Origin of the sequence: Limnohabitans sp. MMS-10A-178 (genome assembly GCF_003063375.1) — a bacterium.
GTDB lineage: Bacteria > Pseudomonadota > Gammaproteobacteria > Burkholderiales > Burkholderiaceae_C > Limnohabitans_A.
Map to the genome: position 1 here is coordinate 1,092,748 of NZ_NERY01000001.1, position 18,919 is coordinate 1,111,666.

An 18,919-nucleotide genomic window follows, 5' to 3' on the forward strand; every position below is an offset into this window, starting at 1 on the left:
GTGTTCCTTAGAATTCAAATTCATCAACTTTGTTGGCGTAGCCACCTTTGTCGCACACCGTCAGCCTTAGGCTTAATTTGGTGTCGATGGGGTCGATGTCAACCAACTGAGAGGCCACCACGGGAATGGCCGAACCCAATGGGGTTGCAACCAGTTTTTCTAGAAAGATGGCACCAACGGTGCTTCTGTCCTTGGGGTCGCATTTGGCAACAAAATGAACCGGCACGTTGGTAAATGGATTGGTCAGATTGTTGAGGGGGGCCACTTTTTCAGTCAGTTCCTTGAAGCAGTCGCCCCATCGTTTGCGTTCCGTTTCACTGGCAGCGCAATTTTCAACGCTGAAGCCTTCTTGAGTACGGGCCTCGCTGTTGTCTTTCATCCACTTTACCCAAGCTTCACCGTTGTGCTTGGTGACTTCGTTTTTGTAGCCCTCTTTGTAAGATAAAACGCCAACCCATGCCACAGTGGCCATGATGCAAGCTAGAAAGATAAGAAACAAAATATCTGATCTATTGGGCATGCCCGAATTGACCGGTGCATCTTGAGCAGCATCTTGTGAGCGAACATTTTCTGTCATGTGAGAGGTTTCCATGAAGATGGCAGTAGTCTGAAATACCGACATGGCATTTCCATACATGTGTGCATCGTAAGGAATCGGCTCTAAAGGTCAAGTCTTTAGAATATTTATCAAATAAAGAAGCAAATTTGTGTCATTTGCCAACATCACATGACACAAACCAGGTGCTTATTCGTTGTTGGTGCCGCGGTGCGCCCAAGCAGTGGTGTGCTTTTCAATGTAGCTAAAGAGCTCGTACATCACCATGGCCATGGCGCCAACCACCACCAAGCCAGAGAATGCCAGGCCCATTTGCATGGCTGAACCAGCAGAGATGAGCAAATAGCCAATGCCTTCGTTGGCTGCCGTCATTTCAGACACGGTGGTACCCACAAAGGCCAAAGTGATGGCAACTTTGAGAGAGCCATAGAAGTAGGGCATGGAGCGGGGCAGGCCCACCTTGACCAAAACATCCCAACGCTTGGCACCCAAGACGCGCAGCACGTCTTCCAGTTCGGGCTCGAGTGTGGCCAGACCGGTTGCAATGTTCACCATGATGGGGAAAAAGCTGATGAGAAAGGCTGTGAGGATGGCAGGGCCAATGCCAATGCCAAACCAAACCACCAAGATGGGTACAAAAGCCGCCTTGGGCAGCGCATTGAAGGCTGTCATGAGCGGGTAAACGGCAGCGTAGGCCAAACGAGAGCTGCCAATGACAAAGCCGAGCAAAACGCCAACCACGATGGCAATGCCAAAACCAGCCATGGTGACCCAGTAAGTGCGCCAAGCATGGGCAGCAATGACGCCACTGAATTCAATGGTTTGCTGAGCGATGCGGTAGGGGCTTGGGAAAATAAATTCTGAGACGTTGAAAATGCTGCAGATGGCTTGCCAGAGGGCAAGTGTGAGCACCAACAAAATCCAGGGTGCGCTTGCTTCTAGGGTTTTCTTATTCACAAATCACCTGCTTATTGGTTAATGACGGCGCCGGTTTTGCGAATGGCACCAATGTGGCCTCGCAACTCTTGAACAATTTGGGTGAATTCGGGTGTGTAGGTAACTTCCAAATCGCGGGGGCGAGGCAAGTCAATTTCTTTTTTCACCACAAATCGTCCTGGGCTTTTGCTCATGACATAAACCGTGTCGGCCAAAAAGACAGATTCACGCAAATCGTGCGTGACCAAAATGACATTGAATTTTTGCTCAGTCCAGAGGTCGCGCAAAATGCACCATAGTTCCTCACGGGTGAAGGCATCGAGCGCGCCAAAGGGCTCGTCGAGCAACAACATTTTTGGTTCGTGAATGAGTGCGCGGCAAATGCTGGCGCGTTGTTGCATGCCGCCAGAAAGTTGCCAAGGAAATTTGTTTTCGTAACCACCCAGGCCCACTGTGTTTAACAACTTGATGGCACGCTCGGCAAATTCTGCTTTGCGTTGTTTGAACTGGGAGCGAAAGGGCTCGACAATTTCAAGCGGCAACAAGACGTTGTCTAGCGTGGTACGCCAAGGCAATAAGGAAGGCGCTTGGAACGCCATGCCACTGATTTTCAAGGGGCCTGTGACGGGTTGGCCATCGACAAAAATTTGACCTTTGCTAGGACGTTTGAGTCCGGTGGTCAATTTCATGAAGGTGGACTTGCCGCAACCCGAGGGGCCCACAATGGCAATGAACTCGCCCTGTTTGACTTGCAAGTTGATGTCTTCAACTGCATAGTGGTTTTGCGCTAACAACTCGTCGTTGTAGGCTAACCAGACATTTTGAAAATCAACGAAATTTGCAGAGGTCAAAACAGGCCGCCTTGTTCAATCAATTACTTTTTAGGTTTGGGAAGAATGTCGAGTTCTTTGGCGCTTGGTAAGAAAGAACCATTCCAGATGTCTTCTGCCTTCACACGTGTTTTGGTGTTGAACGCATCGGACACTTGTGAGGCCATGAGGGACAAACGAGGACCTCTGATTTGACCAAAGCCTTCTTCACGCGCTGAAGGGCTGTTGATGACGGTGTCGATGGCCAATTGCAAGCGGCGTGTTTCGAGTTCGACGTTGATGATGCCGTCGCGCGCTTTGACATCTGCAATGACAGCTGCTGGATTATTAATGACATCCTTGGCGCCTTTGGTGAAAGCGCTCAAAAACGCTTTCACGGCAGCAGGATTTTCTTTGATGATTTTGGGTGATGCAATGATGGCGTTGCCATACAACTTCACACCAAATTCGGGGTATTGCATCACAACCACATCATCGGCTTTCACGCCACGAGCTTCGATGTTGACCAATGAAGTGAAGGTGAAACCGGTGATGGCATCGACATCGCCGCGAACCAACATGGTTTCACGCAATGGGGGGTCCATGGCTGTCCAATTCACAGTGCCTACGTTGTTGGCTTTTTGGAAGATGGGGAATGCGCGGCGGCCAGCATCAAAGACCGGTGCGCCCAATTTCTTGCCTGCCAAATCGGTAGGTGTTTTGATGCCAGATTTTTTGAGCGCCATGACAGAGGCTGGCGTGTTGTTGTAAACCATCATGATGGCCACAGGCTTGTTGGGCACATCGGGGTTGTTGGCGTGGAATTCCATGAGGGCTGCCAAATCGGCAAAACCAATGTCATAGCTGCCAGAAGCCACGCGTGTGACGGCACCACCAGAACCATTGCCGGCATCGACTGTGACGTCGAGCTTGGCTTCTTTGAAATAGCCTTTGGCAACCGGCGTTAGGAAAAGTGCGGAGGGGCCTTCAAAACGCCAATCGAGCTGAAATTTGATGGGTGTATTTTGAGCTTGTGCCAAGCCAAAAGAGCAGGTAGCCAACAAAGCGGCGGTGGACTTCAGAAAGAAACGTTTTTTCATAGAGGCTCCGATTAAAAATGACATTGATTATGAAAATAGAACTAAGCAATAACGATGCCATTATGAAGTGCTTGAAAAGCCACTTTGTTTTATAAAGTGTATACACTTTAGCCCATTTTGGGCCTCGGTAAAACCCTTGTTCGCCCCAAAATGGCCCCAAGTCAATTCAGCAGATCCAAAAGGGTGCGTGAAATGACTTTGGTGGCTTTTCGCAGGTCTTCTAAATTAAGCCTTTCATCTGCTCGCTTGGCATGAGATTCCAAGACGGTGCGGGGGCCAGCGCCGTAAATGACGCCCGGAATGCCTTTTTCTACATACAAGCGAACATCTGTGTAAAGCGGTGTGCCCATGGCTGGAATGGGCTCGCCAAAAACTTCACCGCCATGCTTTTGAATGGCTTGAACCAAAGGGGCATTGCCCGCCAGCGGCTTCATGGCGTGAGCCATCAAGAGGCGTTTGATCTCGATGTTGACCAAGGCATCCGATGGCCGGCCCTGGTTGAAGCCATTCACAGCGTCTGCAATGACCTGGCGAATGTTGGCTTCGACTTGCTCTGGATTCTCTTCCGGAATCATGCGGCGATCTAGTTTGAAACTGACCGTACCGGGCACTACATTGGTATTGGTGCCGCCTTCAATTCGGCCCACATTCAAGTAGGGGTGATTGATGCCTTCTACTTGCGAGCTAATTTGTTTGTAGAGTTTGTTTTGCGCATACAGGCTGTTCAAAATGTGAACAGCGGCTTGGAGCGCATCCACCCCTGTATCGGGAATGGCCGCATGCGCCATCTTGCCGTGAACCTTCACTTCCATTTGCAGGCAACCATTGTGGGCCGTGACCACTTGATAGCTAAATCCTGCTGCAATCATCAAGTCGGGGCGTGTGTAGCCTTTGTCGAGTAACCAGCCTGGCCCTTTTTCGCCGCCAAATTCTTCATCGTAGGTGAAATGTAATTCAACATTGCCTTTGAGAGGCAGATTGTTTTGAGCTTGCAAGGCTTCCACAGCACGAAGGGCAAAGGTGAAAGTAGAAAAATCGCATTTGCTCACAGCTGTGGCGCGGCCATACATGTGACCATTTTTAATTTCAGCACCGTAGGGTGGATGCGTCCAGCCCTCGCCTGGTGGCACCACATCGCCGTGGGCATTCAAGGCAATGGTTTTGCCGCCTGCTCCAAAAGGTTTGCGCACAATGAGGTTGGTGAGAGAAGTGAGGCCGTAGGCTTTCACTTCTGCTTCAGGCACCGGAAATTGTTCAGCTTTGTAGCCTATGTTTTTTAGGAGCGCCGTGGTTTTTTCAGCATGAGGTGCATTGTTGCCAGGCGGTGTATCGGTAGGCACTTGCACCAAAGCTTGGAGGAACTGAACTTGCTCATCGAAGTGGGCATCGATCCATTGATCAAGTTGCTGGTAGGTCGATTGTGGTGTTGTCATTGTTTTTAAATTTCAAGCGTATTGGTGCCAGACATGCGCAAAGGCATCAATGCAAAGTTGCATGTCATCAGTGGTCGTTGATTCAAGGGGGTTGTGGCTGATGCCACTGTTTTCGCCGCGCACAAAGAGCATGGCTTGGGGCATCACCTCATGCAACTTCATGGCATCGTGGCCGGCGCCACTGGGCATCACAAAGCGGGGCACACCCAAGTCCTTCAGCGCGTTTTCCCAACGTTGCTGCCATTCTGGTGCACTGGGTGCTGCTGGGGCGCGCAAGGTGGCTTCGCGCTGGCAAATAAGGCCGCGGCGCTTGCAAATTTCGTCTAGGGCGTTCAAGACATCTTTTTCCAAAGCGTCACGCTGCGAGTCGGTGGGCGCGCGCATGTCCATCGAGAAAAGACATTTGCCTGGCACCACATTGATTGAGCCATTGGGTACTTGCAGTTGGCCAATGGTGGCTACTGAATCGCCGTCTGCTGCAGCACGTTTTTCCATGTAAAGCGCCAACTCGGCTACGGCACAAGCGGCGTCGCGTCGGCGGTCCATAGGGGTGGTGCCTGCATGGCTGGCCGTGCCCACCATCTCGCACAAATAACGCACGCTGCCGTTGATGGAACTCACAATGCCCAACGGCAAATTCATTTCATTGAGCACAGGGCCTTGTTCGATGTGAACCTCAATGAAGCCCACGTAGTTGGCTGGATTGCGTTGGATGTGGGGAATTTCTTGTTCGTTCAGGCCGGCATTTTTCATGGCCTCGCGCATCGAGATGCCATTGGCATCCGTCTGCGTTAACCAATCTGGATTGAACTGTCCCACCAAGGCGCCAGAGCCCAGGAAGGTAGCCTTGTAGCGCTGACCTTCTTCTTCTGCAAACGCCACCACTTCCAGGCCGATGGGCAGGCGTTGCTTGGCTTGTGACAATTTTTGAACACAGGCAATAGGCACATAAATGCCCAATCGGCCATCGTATTTTCCGCCGTTGCGAACCGTGTCGAAATGGCTGCCAGTCATGAGGTATTTGGCGCCAGGCACAGCGGGGTGGTAACGTCCCACCACGTTGCCCACTGCGTCAACGAAGACCTCGTCAAAGCCCGCCAACTTCATGGTGCTTTGAATGCTTTTAGAGCAAGCCAAATGGGCCTCAGTGAGGTAAGTGACGGTCAGTTGACCTGCTTCTTTGAAACCAGGATCGCTGTATTGCGCCAAGTCTTCTTGCCAGTCCCACACTTGCTGGCCTTGAAGGGGATGGCAATTGGTTTTGTCGTTCAAGCGAATCTCAACAATTCGGTGAATGTTGCGCAGACACTCTTGCAATTCAAATTCGGGATGGCCGTGCAGGCGCCTTTCAAACGTAGCAATGATTTGATGCTTATTGAGGCCAAGGCCTCGCGGTCCTCTGACAGCCAAAATAAATGGCCAGCCAAATTTTGTGTTGTAAGCCGCGTTGAGATTTTGAATTTTTTCAAATTCAGCGGGGGTGCATTCAGTGAGGCCCGCTTTGCTTTGCTCGTTGGTCGATTCTGCGGTGAGTTCTTTACGCACCATGGCTTTGCCAGCCAACTCTGGGTGCGCGCGGATCAGCCCAATCTGAGCATCTCTGCCGGCATTTTTCAGGACCTGCGCCATGCAGTGTTTGAGGTGCGCCCAAGATGCAAACGGACGGTGCTTCAATGCACCTTCGGCAATCCAAGGCGAGTGTTCATACAAGCCATCCAGCAGCTGCATGGCCTCTTGAGTTGAAGCCGTGTTGAGTTGTTCGAGGCTGAGGGTCATGTTGTGTAGGGGTGCGTGGTTTTCCAATGGCGCGCAATGTCAAGGCGGCGGCAGACCCAGACATGGTCGTGGGCTTGGATATGGTCTAAAAATTTTTGAATGGCGGTGATGCGGCCCGGACGTCCAAGCAATCGGCAGTGCATGCCAATGCTCATCATTTTGGGCCGATTGAGGCCCTGTGAATCGCCTTCTTTGTAGAGGGCGTCAAAGGTATCTTTCATGTATTGAAAGAACGGATCGGCATGCGAATAGCCTTGCGGCAAAGCAAAGCGCATGTCGTTGCAGTCTAGTGTGTAGGGCACGATGAGTTGTGGCACCACTTGGCCATCACTTTTTTCAACCTTCATCCAAAAGGGCAGGTCGTCGCCGTAGTAGTCGCTGTCGTACTCGAAGCCGCCAAAGTCTGCCACCAAGCGGCGCGTGCGCGGGCTGTCGCGGCCGGTGTACCAACCCAAGGGCCTCTCGCCACTGAGCTTTTGCAGGATGTCCATGGCCTCGGCCATGTGCGCGCGTTCGGTGGCCTCATCGATGTTTTGGTAGTGAATCCATTTCAAGCCATGGCATGCAATGTCGTAGCCCAATTCTTGAAATGCTGCTAACACATCGGGGTGTTTTTGAAGCGCTGTGGCCACACCAAATACAGTGAGTGGTAGTTTGCGTTGTTCAAACTCTCGCAGCAAACGCCAAACTCCAGCACGCGAGCCATATTCATAAATGCCCTCCATGCTGATGTGGCGTTCTGGAAAGGAGGCTGGATTGAACATTTCTGATAAGAATTGCTCCGAGCCTGCGTCGCCATGCAACACAGAATTTTCACCACCTTCTTCGTAGTTCAAAACAAACTGCACCGCCACACGCGCTTGACCCGGCCATTGCGCATGAGGCGGATTGCGGCCGTAGCCTTTGAGGTCGCGAGGGTAGGCGGCAGTGGCGTCGTAGACGGAGTTGTTCATGACAGGGCCATTGAAATATCGTGGGTCGGGATTTTTTTGTCGAAGCTCAAACTGCTTTCCACAAAAATCAAATGTTCTTCCATGAGGCGTGCGGCCAAGTCTGCATCTTTTTTGGCCATGGCATCCACAATGGCCTCATGTTCATCGGCAGAGTGTTGGGCCGCATTGCGCGACTGGTACATGAGGGTGATGAGTGCACAGCGCGAGATGAGCTCGCCCAAGCTCTGCGCCAGTACATGGTTGCCCATGAGCTCGGCCATGCGCACATGAAAATCACCGAGCAACTCAGTTCGGCCATGCACATCTTCTTGTGCCACGGCTTCTTTTTCTTGCTTGGTGTGCGCCTTCAGGGCACGTATTTTGGCGGGCGTGATGTCGCGCACAAATTCACGTGTCATTTGAACTTCGAGCATTCGTCGAACAGCAAAAACCTGCTTGGCTTCATCGGCTGAGGGGGCCGCCACGAAAGCGCCTCTGGCGGGCTCCATGCGAATCAAGCGGTTTTGAGAAAGCTGAAAAAGCGCTTGCCTGACCAAGGTTCTGGAAACGCCAAAATGGGTGGCCAACTTCTGCTCGGCCAATTTGGAACCGGGCAAGAGTCGATGCTCCACAATGGCTTTGGTCAAAGCATTGACAATGGCGTGAGTTGAAGAGGTTTCCATGCAGGAAGATAATAGCTTCAAAAGTCAAAAGTGTATACACTTTCAGTCGACCATTTCAATGAAAGATGAACCATGGGTTTAAGCACACACGTTTTGGACACCATGCATGGTTGTCCCGCAGCAGGCATGCAGGTGAGCCTGTACACCACCGAGGGACAATTTGCCACGCTGGTCAAAAGTTTCAAATTGAATGCAGACGGGCGCAATCCAGACGGCCCTCTGTATGACAATGCCAGCCTGCAAAAGGGCACGTACCGACTGGTTTTTGATGTGGCGGCTTATTTCAAGTCCAAGGGCGTGAAGCTGCCAGAGCCTTCGTTTCTGAACTTGGTGAGTTTGGACTTTGGGGTGGCCGATGTCACCCAGCACTACCATGTGCCGCTGTTGGCCAGCCCATGGAGCTATTCCACTTACCGCGGCTCTTGAATTCGCAATTATTTCTAGCTGAAGTGCCCCTTGAGGGGTGGTAAGTCAATAAAATCAGCTTTTGTTTTGAATCTAACCGAAACTCCTCCCCATGAGCCAAGTGACCAACACTGTGCGTTTTGTGCTTGACGGCCAAATTGTCGAAGCCCAAGGCGTACGCCGCACCACCACCGTTTTAGATTACCTGCGCGAGAAATTGCATCGCACAGGCACCAAGGAGGGATGTGCGGAAGGCGACTGCGGCGCGTGTGTGGTCATGGTGGGCGATTTGAACGCCAAGGGCCAAGGCGTCGATTACAAAGCCGTCAACAGCTGTATTCAATTGTTGCCTTCGCTGGATGGCAAGTCGATCAAAACGGTCGAGAGCTTGAAAAAGCCAGATGGCACTTTGCATCCTGTGCAACAAGCCATGGTCAATTGCCACGGCTCGCAGTGCGGTTTCTGCACCCCTGGCATTGTGATGAGTTTGGTCAACTTGGTTCAGGTCAATCAATCTCCCAAACGCCAAGAGGTGAGCGACGCACTCAGTGGCAACCTTTGCCGTTGCACAGGTTACGCCCCTATTTTGGATGCAGCATCCAAAGCTTGTGGCAACAAAGCCGCACTCAAGTTAGACGATTCAGCCGACGTACCTTTGCTCAAAGAAATTCAACGCGCCTCTACGCCCACGGTCAACTTAGAAGGCGACATCATTGTTCAGCCGGTGGTTCGCACGCGCAAAGGCAATGAGTTTGTATCGCCTGCCACTTTGGCGGAGGTAGCCGACTATTTGGTCAAGCACCCCACATCCACTTTGTTGGCAGGCAGCACAGAAGTGGGCTTGCAGGTTAACAAAAAATATTCGCGTCCCGATCACATTGTGTATTTGGGCAACGTGACCAAGCTCAAGCAAGTGAAAGACACTCCGCAAGCTTGGCACATTGGCGCCGTGGTGTCGCTCACAGAAGTGGAAGGGCTGGTGGCCAAGGCCTATCCAGACTTTGCTGAAGTGTTGCGCCGTTTTGGCTCACCCCCCATTCGCTCTACCGCCACATTGGCGGGCAACATTGCCAATGGCTCCCCCATTGGTGATTCCATGCCTTGCCTCATGGCCTTGGGTACCACGCTCACGCTGCGCCGTGGCGACAAAACTCGCACGGTGTCTTTGGACAAGTTTTACACTGGCCAAAAACAAAACGTATTGCAAGCGGGTGAGTTCATTGAAGCTGTGGTGTTGCCCAAGCCTCAAGCTGGCCAAGTGTTCCGCGCTCACAAAGTGAGCAAGCGTTTTGAACAAGATATTTCCGCCACATGTGCTGCCATCACTTACACCCTGAAGGGCGGCAAGCTCAGCAACGTGAAGCTGGCTTTCAACGGCTTGGCACCTTCCCCTTGCCGCGCACCCAAATTGGAAGCGGTCTTAGAAGGCAAAGCGCCTGCCGATGTGAAGGAATCCGATTTGGATGCAGCCATTGCCGACAGCTTTGTGGCACGCGATGGTTTGCGCGCCACTTGGGCCTATCGCTCTTTGGTTGCTCGCAATTTGGTGATCGATTTCATTGAAGAACAAACTCAATCAACTGCGGAGGTGGCTTAAATGAACGCGCCTATTTCTTTGCACAATTTATTGCCTGTGTCTGGCTTGCAACAAGGCACCGAAGTCATTCATGAGTCTGCGCATTTGCACGTGACGGGTGGCGCGACCTTCACCGACGACATGCCCGAGTTGGCGGGCACCTTGTATGCCGCCATCATCAAATCACCGGTGGCCCATGGCGAACTGATTGGCGATGGCATTGACCGCGACGCCATTTTGAAAGCACACGGTGTGGTGGCCGTTTACACCGCCAAAGACATTCCGGGCGAAAACAATTGCGGCCCCATTGTTCACGACGATCCTTTCTTGGCTGTTGGCAAAGTAGAGTTCCTCGGCCAAGCCGTGGCGGTGGTGGTGGCGCGCGAAATGTTGTATGCCCGCGAAGCTGCGCACAATGCCAAAGTGCTAGTGAAAGAACTCAAGCCCATTTTGACCATTGACGAAGCCATGGCGGCGCAGAGTTTTGTCATGCCAGCCAAAGGCATTACGCGTGGCAATGCCTTAGAAGCCATTGCCAATGCGCCTCGCAAAGTGAAGGGCAGCACCGAAACCGGTCAGCAAGAACAGTTTTACATGGAAGGCCAAATTACTTACGCCGTGCCGCGTGAAGATGGTCAACTCACTTTGTATTGTTCTACACAGCACCCCGATGGCAATCAGCGTGAAGCCGCCTCTGCATTGAACCTCAGCACCAACGACGTCGAAGTCATTTGCCGTCGCATGGGTGGTGGTTTTGGTGGCAAAGAAGGCAATGCCAGCATCTTCAGTCAGAGCGCTGCCTTGGCTGCATTTATATTGCAAAAGCCTGTGAAGTTGCGCGTCAACCGCGACGACGACATGATGATCACGGGCAAGCGTCACGACTTCCGCATCGATTACGAAGTGGGCTATGACAACGAAGGCCGTATCTTGGGCGCCGACATCACGCTCATGTCGCGCTGTGGATACAGCATTGACTATTCAGGTCCTGTGAACGATCGTGCTTGTCTGCACATCGACAATTGCTACTACATTCCCAATCTGAAACTCATCAGCCACCGCTGCAAAACCAATACGCAAAGCGCCACAGCTTTCCGCGGCTTTGGTGGCCCGCAGGGTATGTTTGGCATCGAGACAGTGATTGAAGAAATTGCCAACGACATCGGCAAAGATCCTTTGGATGTGCGCTTGCTCAACATCTACAAAGACCCAGCAGTTTCAGGCAATCCCGCCACCATGGTGACGCAATATGGCCAGACTATTGCCGACTGGGTGGGCGACAAGGTCATTGACCAAGTGGCATCTGAGGCCAAGTACCGCGAGCGCCGCGACAGCGTCAATGCCTTCAACAAAGTCAACAAGCGCCGCAAGCGTGGTTTGGCTTTGGTGCCTTTGAAATTTGGCATCAGCTTCACAGCCACCATGTTGAACCAGGGCGGCGCCTTGCTCAACATCTACATGGACGGCTCAGTCAGCTGCAACCATGGCGGCACCGAAATGGGTCAAGGCCTCAACACCAAGATGGCGCAAGTTTGTGCCGATGGTTTGGGCATCGACATCTCATACGTTCGCGTTACCGGTACGGATACCCAAAAGGTGCCCAACGCTTCTGCCACTTCGGCTTCTAGTGGTGCCGACATCAACGGTGCAGCCATCATGAATGCCACGGCGCAAATGCGTGCGCGCTTGGCACCTGTGGCGGCCAACATGTTGGGCTGCAAAGACACCGATGTGAGCTTTGCCAACAACATGGCGCATGGTGGCGGCAAGTCTGTGGCGTGGACCGCTGTGGCCAAGCAAGCTTGGATGGACCGCGTGGGCTTGTCTGTCACAGGCTTCTACATGACACCCGAAATCAAGTACGACTTTGCCACCCTCACGGGTCATGCCTTCTATTACTACTGCTACGGCGCGTCTGTGAGCGAAGTAGAAATTGACACCCGCACAGGTGAGTATTGGATCAAGGCTGTCGATATCGTGCATGACGCAGGCAAGAGCATCAACCCCGCCATCGACAAAGGTCAAATTGAGGGCGGCTATGTGCAAGGCATGGGTTGGCTCACCATGGAAGAGTGCATTTGGGACAAGAAGGGAAAGTTTCTTACTCACGGCCCAAGCACTTACAAAATTCCGGTGGCTGGCGATATTCCCGAGCACTTCAATGTGACGCTGTTTGATGGCAGCAACTTGAAGCCCACACCTTTCTATTCCAAAGCCGTGGGCGAGCCACCTTTGATGTTGGCCTTGTCAACTTTCTTTGCATTGCGTGATGCTGTGAGCGCCAGTGCCGACCACAAAACGGTGGTTCACATGAGTGCACCCGCTACACCTGAAAAGATATTGATGACCTGCGAAAAGGCCAAGGCGGCTGTCTAAACAGCTTCAGTCTTGCCCCTCGGTGAGGGTGTCAAGTTGAAAGTTGCCACTTTTGTGCCACAGCCACACGTCTGAGTACACCACCTTGCCCAAGTGGACAGGGACCGGATAGGGCGCAGCTTGGCGCACGGTTTTTTCAATTTCTCGCATCACTTCGGGGGCGTGGCCTGGAGCCCTTACCCATTGGGTGCGTGTCACTTGTCCTTGCTTGTCAATCTCGACATCTAAGACGCCCACGGCATAGAGCATGGGCGGCATGCGGCCTTTGAAAATGCGCGCGCCATTGAGTTGGTAGAGATGCTTGGCCGCATACACTCGGTAGTCGCGGGCGTTGCGAGCACTTGAGACGGGTAGATTGGGTTTGGCGGGCTCTTCTAATTGCACGATGGGCGTTGCGGGTTTGACCGGTTGAGGAGCAGGCGGTGGCGGTGGTGGGGCCGGAGCCGGTACGGGTGTCGGAGGTGTTGGTTTGAGTTCTGTGGTGGTGCATCCCGTGAGCCACAAAGAAATCATGCAAGCGAACGTGGCTACCCAAAAGGGTTTCATAAGATGGGTAAATTGATGAGTCAAGTGATGATTCATGAGGCAACGATCTTCAAAACAACATGTGCTATTTTGGCACTGTACAGTGTGGTTTGAAAAGAATTGAATTGAAAGCAAAAGCAGGTGCATTGGTCTTCAACATTGAAATTTAAGTTGGCGCAAAAGCCGGCCATCTGGGTCACGATTCTGCAAGCTCAGGGCTCAGTACCCCGAGGCGCAGGCACAGTCATGGCGGTCTTTGACGACGATTTTTTGGGCACCATTGGCGGCGGCCATCTCGAATTTGAGGCTTTGGCGCAGGCACGTCAGTATTTGAGGGACCCCACCCATCTGCCTGCTTTGCCCATAGAAAAACGAATTGCACTGGGCCCCAGTCTGGGGCAATGTTGTGGCGGTGCATTGATCTTGAATTTTGAGCACGTGACAGTCGCAGACGAAGCACGCCTTCAGGCCATTTTGGCGGCCGAAGCCTCGCGCCGTTTTCAGCCTTTGGCCTTGTTTGGTGGCGGTCATGTGGGCCAAGCTTTGGTCAAGGTTTTAGCGCCCTTGCCATTTCATGTTCGTTGGATCGACAGTCGAGACGAAATTTTCCCCAGCGATGTGGCCCCTCAAGTGGTCTGCGAACACTCAAACCCAGTGCATGCGGCCGTGCCCGATCTGGCCCCCAACAGCCGAGTTCTCATCATGAGTTTCAGCCACGCAGAGGATTTAGACGTTGTGGCGGCCTGCTTACTGCGCCAACGCCAGAAAAAGGACTTGCCCTACATTGGCCTGATTGGCAGCGCCACCAAATGGGCCAGTTTCAAGCGGCGCTTGGCCGAGCGTGGTTTTACAGAAGAAGAGTGCCAACAAGTGACTTGCCCCATCGGTGTCCCAGGTATTGAGGGCAAAGAGCCAGAGGTGATTGCGGTTGCTGTGGCTGCCCAACTTTTGCAAGCTTAAAAATTGTATACACTTCGGTAAACAGTTCGGAGCCTTATCGATGGAAGCCTATTTGCTAGATTGGGTTAATTTGCTACTGCGGTGGGTCCATGTGATTACCGCGATTGCTTGGATAGGCTCGTCTTTTTACTTTGTTTTCCTAGACAACAACCTACAAAAGCCCAACTCCCCCGATTTGCTTGAAAAAGGGGTAGACGGCGCAATGTGGGCCATTCATGGCGGTGGTTTTTATAACCCCCAAAAGTACATGGTGGCGCCCAAGAAAATTCACACCAAGTTGCACTGGTTTTTTTGGGAAAGCTATTCCACTTGGATCAGTGGCTTTGCCCTGTTCACGGTGATGTATTTGTGGAATGCCAGCACCTATCTCATTGACAAATCACTCATGGACTGGTCGCCTGCTGCAGCCATCACGGCGGCGCTGAGTTTCTTTGTGGTTTTTTGGTTCGTTTACGACGCTATTTCCCGCGTGTTTGGATTTCGCAAAAACGGTGAATTGATTGTGGCCACACTCATGCTGTGTGTGGTGGCCTTCGCATCTTGGTTGGCCTGTCAATTGTTTGCGGGCAGGGCGGCTTTCTTGTTGGTGGGCGCCATGATTGCCACAGCCATGAGTGCCAATGTGTTTGTATGGATCATTCCTGGTCAACGCAAAGTGGTGGCCGCCATGACGTCTGGTGAAAAGTACGATGCATCAGCGCTGGCCATTCACGGCAAGCGCGGCAAGCAGCGCAGCGTGCACAACACTTATTTCACATTGCCTGTGATTTTTGCCATGTTGAGCAATCATTACAGTTTCTTGTACACGCATCCACAGCGTTGGCTCATTTTGTTTGTGATGATGTTTGCGGGTGCCTTGATTCGTCAGTTTTTTGTGCAGCGCCATGGTTACCATTTAGGTCGTGCAAGCAATCCTTGGCCTTTTGCTGCAGTGGGCGTGGTCCTCATCGTGGCGGCCATTGCTGCCATGGCACCTTGGGGCGCCAAAGATGTTGCGCCTCAGGCGCAAGCCGCACCAGCAACTTTTGCGCAAGTCAAATCGGTCATGGATCAACGCTGTCTCAGTTGCCACGGCGAACAAGTTCAAATGAAAAATGTTCGTTTGGATACCCCTGAATACATCAAGCTTCACGCTCAAAACATTTACCAACAAGTGAGTGTGACGCAGCAGATGCCCATGAACAATGCCACTGGCATTACGGCAGAAGAAAGACAATGGGTTGCCAGTTGGTTTTTGGCTGGCGCCAAAGTAGATCCTTGACGAGTTGCACTGATTGAAATCAGTGCCCCGCCGCCAATTGAACAGCAAACTTGTTGTGCCGTTCAATCACATTGCCCAGATCGACACTGGCCAATTGGCCTTCGCTCACCACCACGCGGCCATTGACCACGGTGTAAGCGGCAGGCGCACTGGCGCACAGCATGAGGCTGCCAATCGCGTCGTGAACTGCGCCACCCGCAAAACTCAAATTGCGCAAATCAAACAGCGCCATGTCTGCGCAGTAACCCACACTCAGTTGGCCAATGTCTTTTCGGCCTAACACTTCGGCGCCGCCTCGGGTGGCCAGCTTGAGTGCATCTCGCGCCGTCATTTCCATGGGGGCTGTATCGCACCCAAAAATGGTTTTTCCTTCTGCACTAACTTGAGGGCCTTCAAGAGATTTTCTGAGGCGTGCCAACAGCATGGCCTGACGTGCTTCATTCACCATGTGGGCGGCATCGTTGCTGGCGCTGCCATCAACGCCCAAACCTACAGGCACACCCGCTTCAATCATTTTTCGGATGGGCGCAATGCCACTGGCCAAGCGCATGTTGCTGCAAGGGCAGTGCGCAATGCCAGTGCGAGTGGCTGCAAACAAAGAGATGCCTTCATCGTCCAATTTGACGCAATGGGCATGCCACACATCGTGGCCCAACCAGCCAAGGTCTTCTGCATATTGCGTGGGTGTTCGATTGAATTTTTCGAGGCTGTAGGCAATGTCGTGGTCGTTTTCTGCCAAGTGGGTGTGCAGGCGCACGCCATAGTGCCGAGCCATCTCTGCCGACAAACGCATGAGGTCTTGGCTCACGCTGAAAGGCGAGCAGGGTGCGACGGCCACTTGCGTCATGGCGCCGTGTGATGCATCGTGGTAGCGCTCAATCAATCGCTGTGTGTCTTTCAAAATAGCATCTTCTTGTTCCACCACTCTGTCGGGAGGCAGGCCCCCCTTCGATTGCCCCACGCTCATGCTGCCCCGCGTGGCCACAAAGCGCATGCCAATTTCTTGGGCTGCTGCAATGCAGTCGTCTAACTTCACGCCATTGGGATAGATGTAGAGGTGGTCACTGCTGGTGGTGCAGCCCGACAGCAACAATTCGGCCATGGCGGTCTGGGTGCTGGCGTAAATCATGTCGGGTTGCAGGCCAGCCCAAATGGGGTAGAGACCCGTGAGCCAACTGAAAAGCTCGGCGTTTTGGACGCCAGGAATGGCACGCGTCAAACTCTGTGACATGTGGTGGTGCGTATTGACCATGCCTGGAATGACCACATGGTGCTGAGCATCGATCACACGATCGGCTGTTGAGGGCAATTGGGCGGCTGGACCAATTGCCTCAATGATATTCCCCCTGACAAAGACAGAGGCATTTCGAAACTCATCGCCAGCATCGTTGAGCGCGGCAATGGTATGAGCGTTGTGGATGAGCAGGGTGTTCATGGGGGGACATTTTGCACGAAGAAATTGCGTAGCCCCCAAGTCTGGCACTACACTCTGAGGCCATGAATGCCAACTCGCCTAACCCACATCTGCACGCCGATATCCAACAAAATCCCCGAGCCTTTCTCAGGCAACTGTTTGATCAAGCGGTTCAAAGGGCACTGCCATTGCACAACACGCCAGCCTTTTTGCCCAAGGTGCCCAAAGGCAGAACTGTGGTGCTGGGAGCGGGCAAGGCAGCGGGCGCCATGGCTCACGCGGTTGAGGCCTTGTGGCCCCTCGATGCGCCCTTGTCTGGCATGGTGGTTACCCGCTACGGCCACACGCCAGTCAGGCCAGAAGGTGTGCCAGAGCGTCTGAAAATTGTGGAAGCCTCCCACCCCGTACCCGATGCCGCTGGCCTGGCTGCTGCCGAAGAAATTTTGTCATTGACCCAGGGCCTCACCGCCAACGATTTGGTGCTCTGCCTCATTTCAGGGGGTGGCTCTGCTTTGCTCACTTTGCCAGCAGAGGGTTTGAGTTTGGCGGAGAAGCAGGCCATCAATCAAGCCTTGCTCAAAAGTGGTGCCAACATTGGTGAAATGAATTGCGTTCGCAAACATTTGTCGCGCATCAAGGGCGGGCGCTTGGCGGCCGCTTGTGCGCCAGCGCAAGTGGTGACGCTTGCTATCAGCGATGTGCCAGGCGACGACCCTTCAGTGATTGCCAGCGGACCCACCGTGCCCGATGCCACAAGCTGTGCCGACGCCTTGCAAATTTTGCAGCGCTACCAAATTGATATTTCGAATGTGGTCTTAAAAGCTCTTCAAGATTCAACATGGGAATCGCCCAAACCAGGTAACCCCGCATTTGCCAAAAGCACGGTGCATCTCATTGCAACCCCTCAACAATCTTTGTTGGCAGCAGCCAGCTTGGCTGAATCTAAGGGCCTGCGAGCCTATGTGTTGAGCGATGAGATGGAGGGTGAATCGCGCGAGGTTGGCAAAGTTCATGCAGCCCTTGCACGGGCCAGTGCGCAGGGTCAGGGTCCGTTTCAAAAGCCTTGTGTCATTCTGAGTGGTGGTGAAACCACCGTCACGGTGCGCGCGGCCAAAACAGAATCCAAAAAACGCGAGGGGCGCGGCGGACGTGCCGGTGAGTTTTGCATGGGTTTGGCGCAAGGCTTACAGGCGCAAGCTGGTGTGTGGGCCATCGCGGCCGACACCGATGGCATTGACGGGGTGGAAGACAACGCGGGTGCGCTTGTAACACCCGATACCCTGTCTAGAGGGGTGGATGCTGGACTTAGCTTGGACGAGCACCTGTCAAACAACGATGCCTATGGCTATTTTCAAGCCCTGAACGATTTGGTCTTCTCGGGTCCAACGCACACCAATGTGAACGATTTTCGCGCCATCTTGGTGTTGTGACAAAGTATTGATTTGTGTCAACGCAGCCAAGGTGTGCGTCTGGCAAATTGGAGGGCATGTTGACTCGTGCCCTCATTCAATCCCAAATTCCCATCGAAGAATTGCCAGGCGGCACTGTATTGCTTCGCAGGGGGCAAGTGGCCAACAAGGCCTTGCATTTGCTCAGCGGTCGTGTGGCTTTTGGAGTTATTGAGCATGGTATTTTGGTCCATCAGTTGGGTGTGATCGAAGGGCCACTCTGGTTGGAGGCTGCGGCAGCCATGTTGGGCTTGCCGCATGCGGTCGATGCACTGGCCGAAAGCCCTGTTACCTTGCAAAGCATGAGCCTGGGGCAATTGAAAAGCCATCTTAAAAATTTACCCGAACCTTTGCACACCCTGATGCTCGATTTGGCCAAGGCTCAACGGCAACAAATTGAAGTGGCGGTTAGTCGCTTGGCCAAAGACGCCGACGCCCGTTTTGCAGAATGGCTTTTAAGGCATGCCGAGCCAGCGGACGCGCACGGTAAATTGGAGGTCATTTTGCACGACAGAAAGCGCCTCATTGCAGCGCAATTGGGTATTGCGCCCGAAACCTTTTCGCGGGTCCTCAAGCACCTGAGAGATCGCAAACTGATCAGCGGCGCTGGGCGAGTTTTAAACCTTCTGGATCCTACGGGATTGCAGTCTTTGGCGGGTATTTAGTCACATTCTCTAGGCTAGGACGAAAAGGCCTTTCAAAGCTCGCTAGAATTTGCCGAACTTTGAG

The 18,919-nt window shown here is 52.9% G+C and carries 17 protein-coding genes; 7 read left to right on the forward strand and 10 right to left on the reverse strand.

Annotation, left to right across the window (positions count from 1 at the left end; genetic code table 11):
• Positions 1–7 precede the first annotated feature (7 nt).
• From B9Z32_RS05455 to B9Z32_RS05490, 8 genes are all read right to left on the reverse strand, one after another.
• On the reverse strand, positions 8–622 hold the full coding sequence (locus tag B9Z32_RS05455) for a hypothetical protein (RefSeq protein WP_146179457.1): 615 nt from the start codon (positions 620–622) through the stop codon (positions 8–10).
• A 123-nt stretch (positions 623–745) separates the two neighbouring features.
• Positions 746–1,513 carry an ABC transporter permease gene (locus tag B9Z32_RS05460; protein WP_108420281.1) on the reverse strand — a complete coding sequence of 256 codons (768 nt, stop codon included), beginning with the start codon at positions 1,511–1,513 and terminating at the stop codon, positions 746–748.
• An 11-nt stretch (positions 1,514–1,524) separates the two neighbouring features.
• Positions 1,525–2,343, reverse strand: coding sequence for an ABC transporter ATP-binding protein (locus tag B9Z32_RS05465; protein WP_108420282.1), 819 nt, complete (start codon positions 2,341–2,343; stop codon positions 1,525–1,527).
• Positions 2,344–2,366: 23 nt separating this feature from the next.
• Complete coding sequence (locus tag B9Z32_RS05470; protein WP_108420283.1) at positions 2,367–3,401, reverse strand: ABC transporter substrate-binding protein; 1,035 nt, start codon at positions 3,399–3,401, stop codon at positions 2,367–2,369.
• Positions 3,402–3,562: 161 nt separating this feature from the next.
• A complete protein-coding gene (locus tag B9Z32_RS05475) occupies positions 3,563–4,834 on the reverse strand; it encodes an ArgE/DapE family deacylase (protein WP_108420284.1) in 1,272 nt (423 codons plus the stop codon).
• Between the two features lie 12 nt (positions 4,835–4,846).
• A complete protein-coding gene (gene uraD, locus B9Z32_RS05480; RefSeq protein WP_108420285.1) occupies positions 4,847–6,610 on the reverse strand; it encodes a 2-oxo-4-hydroxy-4-carboxy-5-ureidoimidazoline decarboxylase in 1,764 nt (587 codons plus the stop codon).
• Positions 6,607–7,563: an allantoinase PuuE gene (gene puuE, locus B9Z32_RS05485; RefSeq protein ID WP_108420286.1), complete on the reverse strand. Its 957-nt coding sequence runs from the start codon at positions 7,561–7,563 to the stop codon at positions 6,607–6,609. The genes uraD and puuE overlap by 4 nt, the downstream gene beginning before the upstream one ends.
• Positions 7,560–8,225: a GntR family transcriptional regulator gene (locus tag B9Z32_RS05490; protein WP_108420287.1), complete on the reverse strand. Its 666-nt coding sequence runs from the start codon at positions 8,223–8,225 to the stop codon at positions 7,560–7,562. The genes puuE and B9Z32_RS05490 overlap by 4 nt, the downstream gene beginning before the upstream one ends.
• A gap of 72 nt (positions 8,226–8,297) precedes the next feature.
• Here B9Z32_RS05490 and uraH point away from each other — a divergent pair, with 72 nt between their 5' ends.
• The 3 genes from uraH to xdhB all read left to right on the forward strand — a co-directional run bounded on the left by uraH (position 8,298) and on the right by xdhB (position 12,582).
• Positions 8,298–8,651 (forward strand): hydroxyisourate hydrolase, encoded by a 354-nt coding sequence (uraH, locus tag B9Z32_RS05495; RefSeq protein ID WP_108420288.1) that lies wholly within the window; start codon positions 8,298–8,300, stop codon positions 8,649–8,651.
• A gap of 91 nt (positions 8,652–8,742) precedes the next feature.
• On the forward strand, positions 8,743–10,227 hold the full coding sequence (xdhA, locus tag B9Z32_RS05500; protein WP_108420289.1) for a xanthine dehydrogenase small subunit: 1,485 nt from the start codon (positions 8,743–8,745) through the stop codon (positions 10,225–10,227).
• A complete protein-coding gene (gene xdhB, locus B9Z32_RS05505; protein WP_108420290.1) occupies positions 10,228–12,582 on the forward strand; it encodes a xanthine dehydrogenase molybdopterin binding subunit in 2,355 nt (784 codons plus the stop codon).
• 6 nt (positions 12,583–12,588) lie between these two features.
• Here xdhB and B9Z32_RS05510 read toward each other — a convergent pair whose 3' ends face one another.
• The gene (locus tag B9Z32_RS05510) at positions 12,589–13,128 is read right to left on the reverse strand and encodes an energy transducer TonB (protein WP_108421021.1); all 540 of its coding nucleotides are present in this window, start codon (positions 13,126–13,128) and stop codon (positions 12,589–12,591) included.
• Between the two features lie 120 nt (positions 13,129–13,248).
• On the opposite strand from B9Z32_RS05510, the gene xdhC reads away from it, so the two are divergent.
• Positions 13,249–14,067 (forward strand): xanthine dehydrogenase accessory protein XdhC, encoded by an 819-nt coding sequence (xdhC, locus tag B9Z32_RS05515; protein WP_108420291.1) that lies wholly within the window; start codon positions 13,249–13,251, stop codon positions 14,065–14,067.
• A 40-nt stretch (positions 14,068–14,107) separates the two neighbouring features.
• Positions 14,108–15,328, forward strand: a complete 1,221-nt coding sequence (locus B9Z32_RS05520) for a urate hydroxylase PuuD (protein WP_108420292.1) — start codon at positions 14,108–14,110, stop codon at positions 15,326–15,328.
• A gap of 19 nt (positions 15,329–15,347) precedes the next feature.
• Here the strand turns inward: B9Z32_RS05520 and B9Z32_RS05525 are convergent, their stop codons facing one another.
• The gene (locus B9Z32_RS05525; protein WP_108420293.1) at positions 15,348–16,763 is read right to left on the reverse strand and encodes an 8-oxoguanine deaminase; all 1,416 of its coding nucleotides are present in this window, start codon (positions 16,761–16,763) and stop codon (positions 15,348–15,350) included.
• Between the two features lie 62 nt (positions 16,764–16,825).
• Here B9Z32_RS05525 and B9Z32_RS05530 point away from each other — a divergent pair, with 62 nt between their 5' ends.
• Both B9Z32_RS05530 and B9Z32_RS05535 read left to right on the forward strand, forming a co-directional pair.
• On the forward strand, positions 16,826–18,172 hold the full coding sequence (locus B9Z32_RS05530) for a glycerate kinase (RefSeq protein ID WP_108420294.1): 1,347 nt from the start codon (positions 16,826–16,828) through the stop codon (positions 18,170–18,172).
• A gap of 56 nt (positions 18,173–18,228) precedes the next feature.
• The gene (locus tag B9Z32_RS05535) at positions 18,229–18,855 is read left to right on the forward strand and encodes a Crp/Fnr family transcriptional regulator (RefSeq protein WP_108420295.1); all 627 of its coding nucleotides are present in this window, start codon (positions 18,229–18,231) and stop codon (positions 18,853–18,855) included.
• The last annotated feature ends 64 nt before the right edge of the window (positions 18,856–18,919 follow it).

What these genes read in the sequence shown, in the direction of transcription:
- B9Z32_RS05455 (WP_146179457.1), bottom strand. Translation starts at nt 622, where the DNA reads ATGTCGGTATTTCAGACTACTGCCATCTTCATGGAAACCTCTCACATG.
- B9Z32_RS05470 (WP_108420283.1), bottom strand. Translation starts at nt 3,401, where the DNA reads ATGAAAAAACGTTTCTTTCTGAAGTCCACCGCCGCTTTGTTGGCTACC.
- B9Z32_RS05475 (WP_108420284.1), bottom strand. Translation starts at nt 4,834, where the DNA reads ATGACAACACCACAATCGACCTACCAGCAACTTGATCAATGGATCGAT.
- uraD (WP_108420285.1), bottom strand. Translation starts at nt 6,610, where the DNA reads ATGACCCTCAGCCTCGAACAACTCAACACGGCTTCAACTCAAGAGGCC.
- puuE (WP_108420286.1), bottom strand. Translation starts at nt 7,563, where the DNA reads ATGAACAACTCCGTCTACGACGCCACTGCCGCCTACCCTCGCGACCTC.
- B9Z32_RS05490 (WP_108420287.1), bottom strand. Translation starts at nt 8,225, where the DNA reads ATGGAAACCTCTTCAACTCACGCCATTGTCAATGCTTTGACCAAAGCC.
- uraH (WP_108420288.1), top strand. Translation starts at nt 8,298, where the DNA reads ATGGGTTTAAGCACACACGTTTTGGACACCATGCATGGTTGTCCCGCA.
- xdhA (WP_108420289.1), top strand. Translation starts at nt 8,743, where the DNA reads ATGAGCCAAGTGACCAACACTGTGCGTTTTGTGCTTGACGGCCAAATT.
- xdhB (WP_108420290.1), top strand. Translation starts at nt 10,228, where the DNA reads ATGAACGCGCCTATTTCTTTGCACAATTTATTGCCTGTGTCTGGCTTG.
- B9Z32_RS05510 (WP_108421021.1), bottom strand. Translation starts at nt 13,128, where the DNA reads ATGAAACCCTTTTGGGTAGCCACGTTCGCTTGCATGATTTCTTTGTGG.
- B9Z32_RS05520 (WP_108420292.1), top strand. Translation starts at nt 14,108, where the DNA reads ATGGAAGCCTATTTGCTAGATTGGGTTAATTTGCTACTGCGGTGGGTC.
- B9Z32_RS05525 (WP_108420293.1), bottom strand. Translation starts at nt 16,763, where the DNA reads ATGAACACCCTGCTCATCCACAACGCTCATACCATTGCCGCGCTCAAC.
- B9Z32_RS05530 (WP_108420294.1), top strand. Translation starts at nt 16,826, where the DNA reads ATGAATGCCAACTCGCCTAACCCACATCTGCACGCCGATATCCAACAA.
- B9Z32_RS05535 (WP_108420295.1), top strand. Translation starts at nt 18,229, where the DNA reads ATGTTGACTCGTGCCCTCATTCAATCCCAAATTCCCATCGAAGAATTG.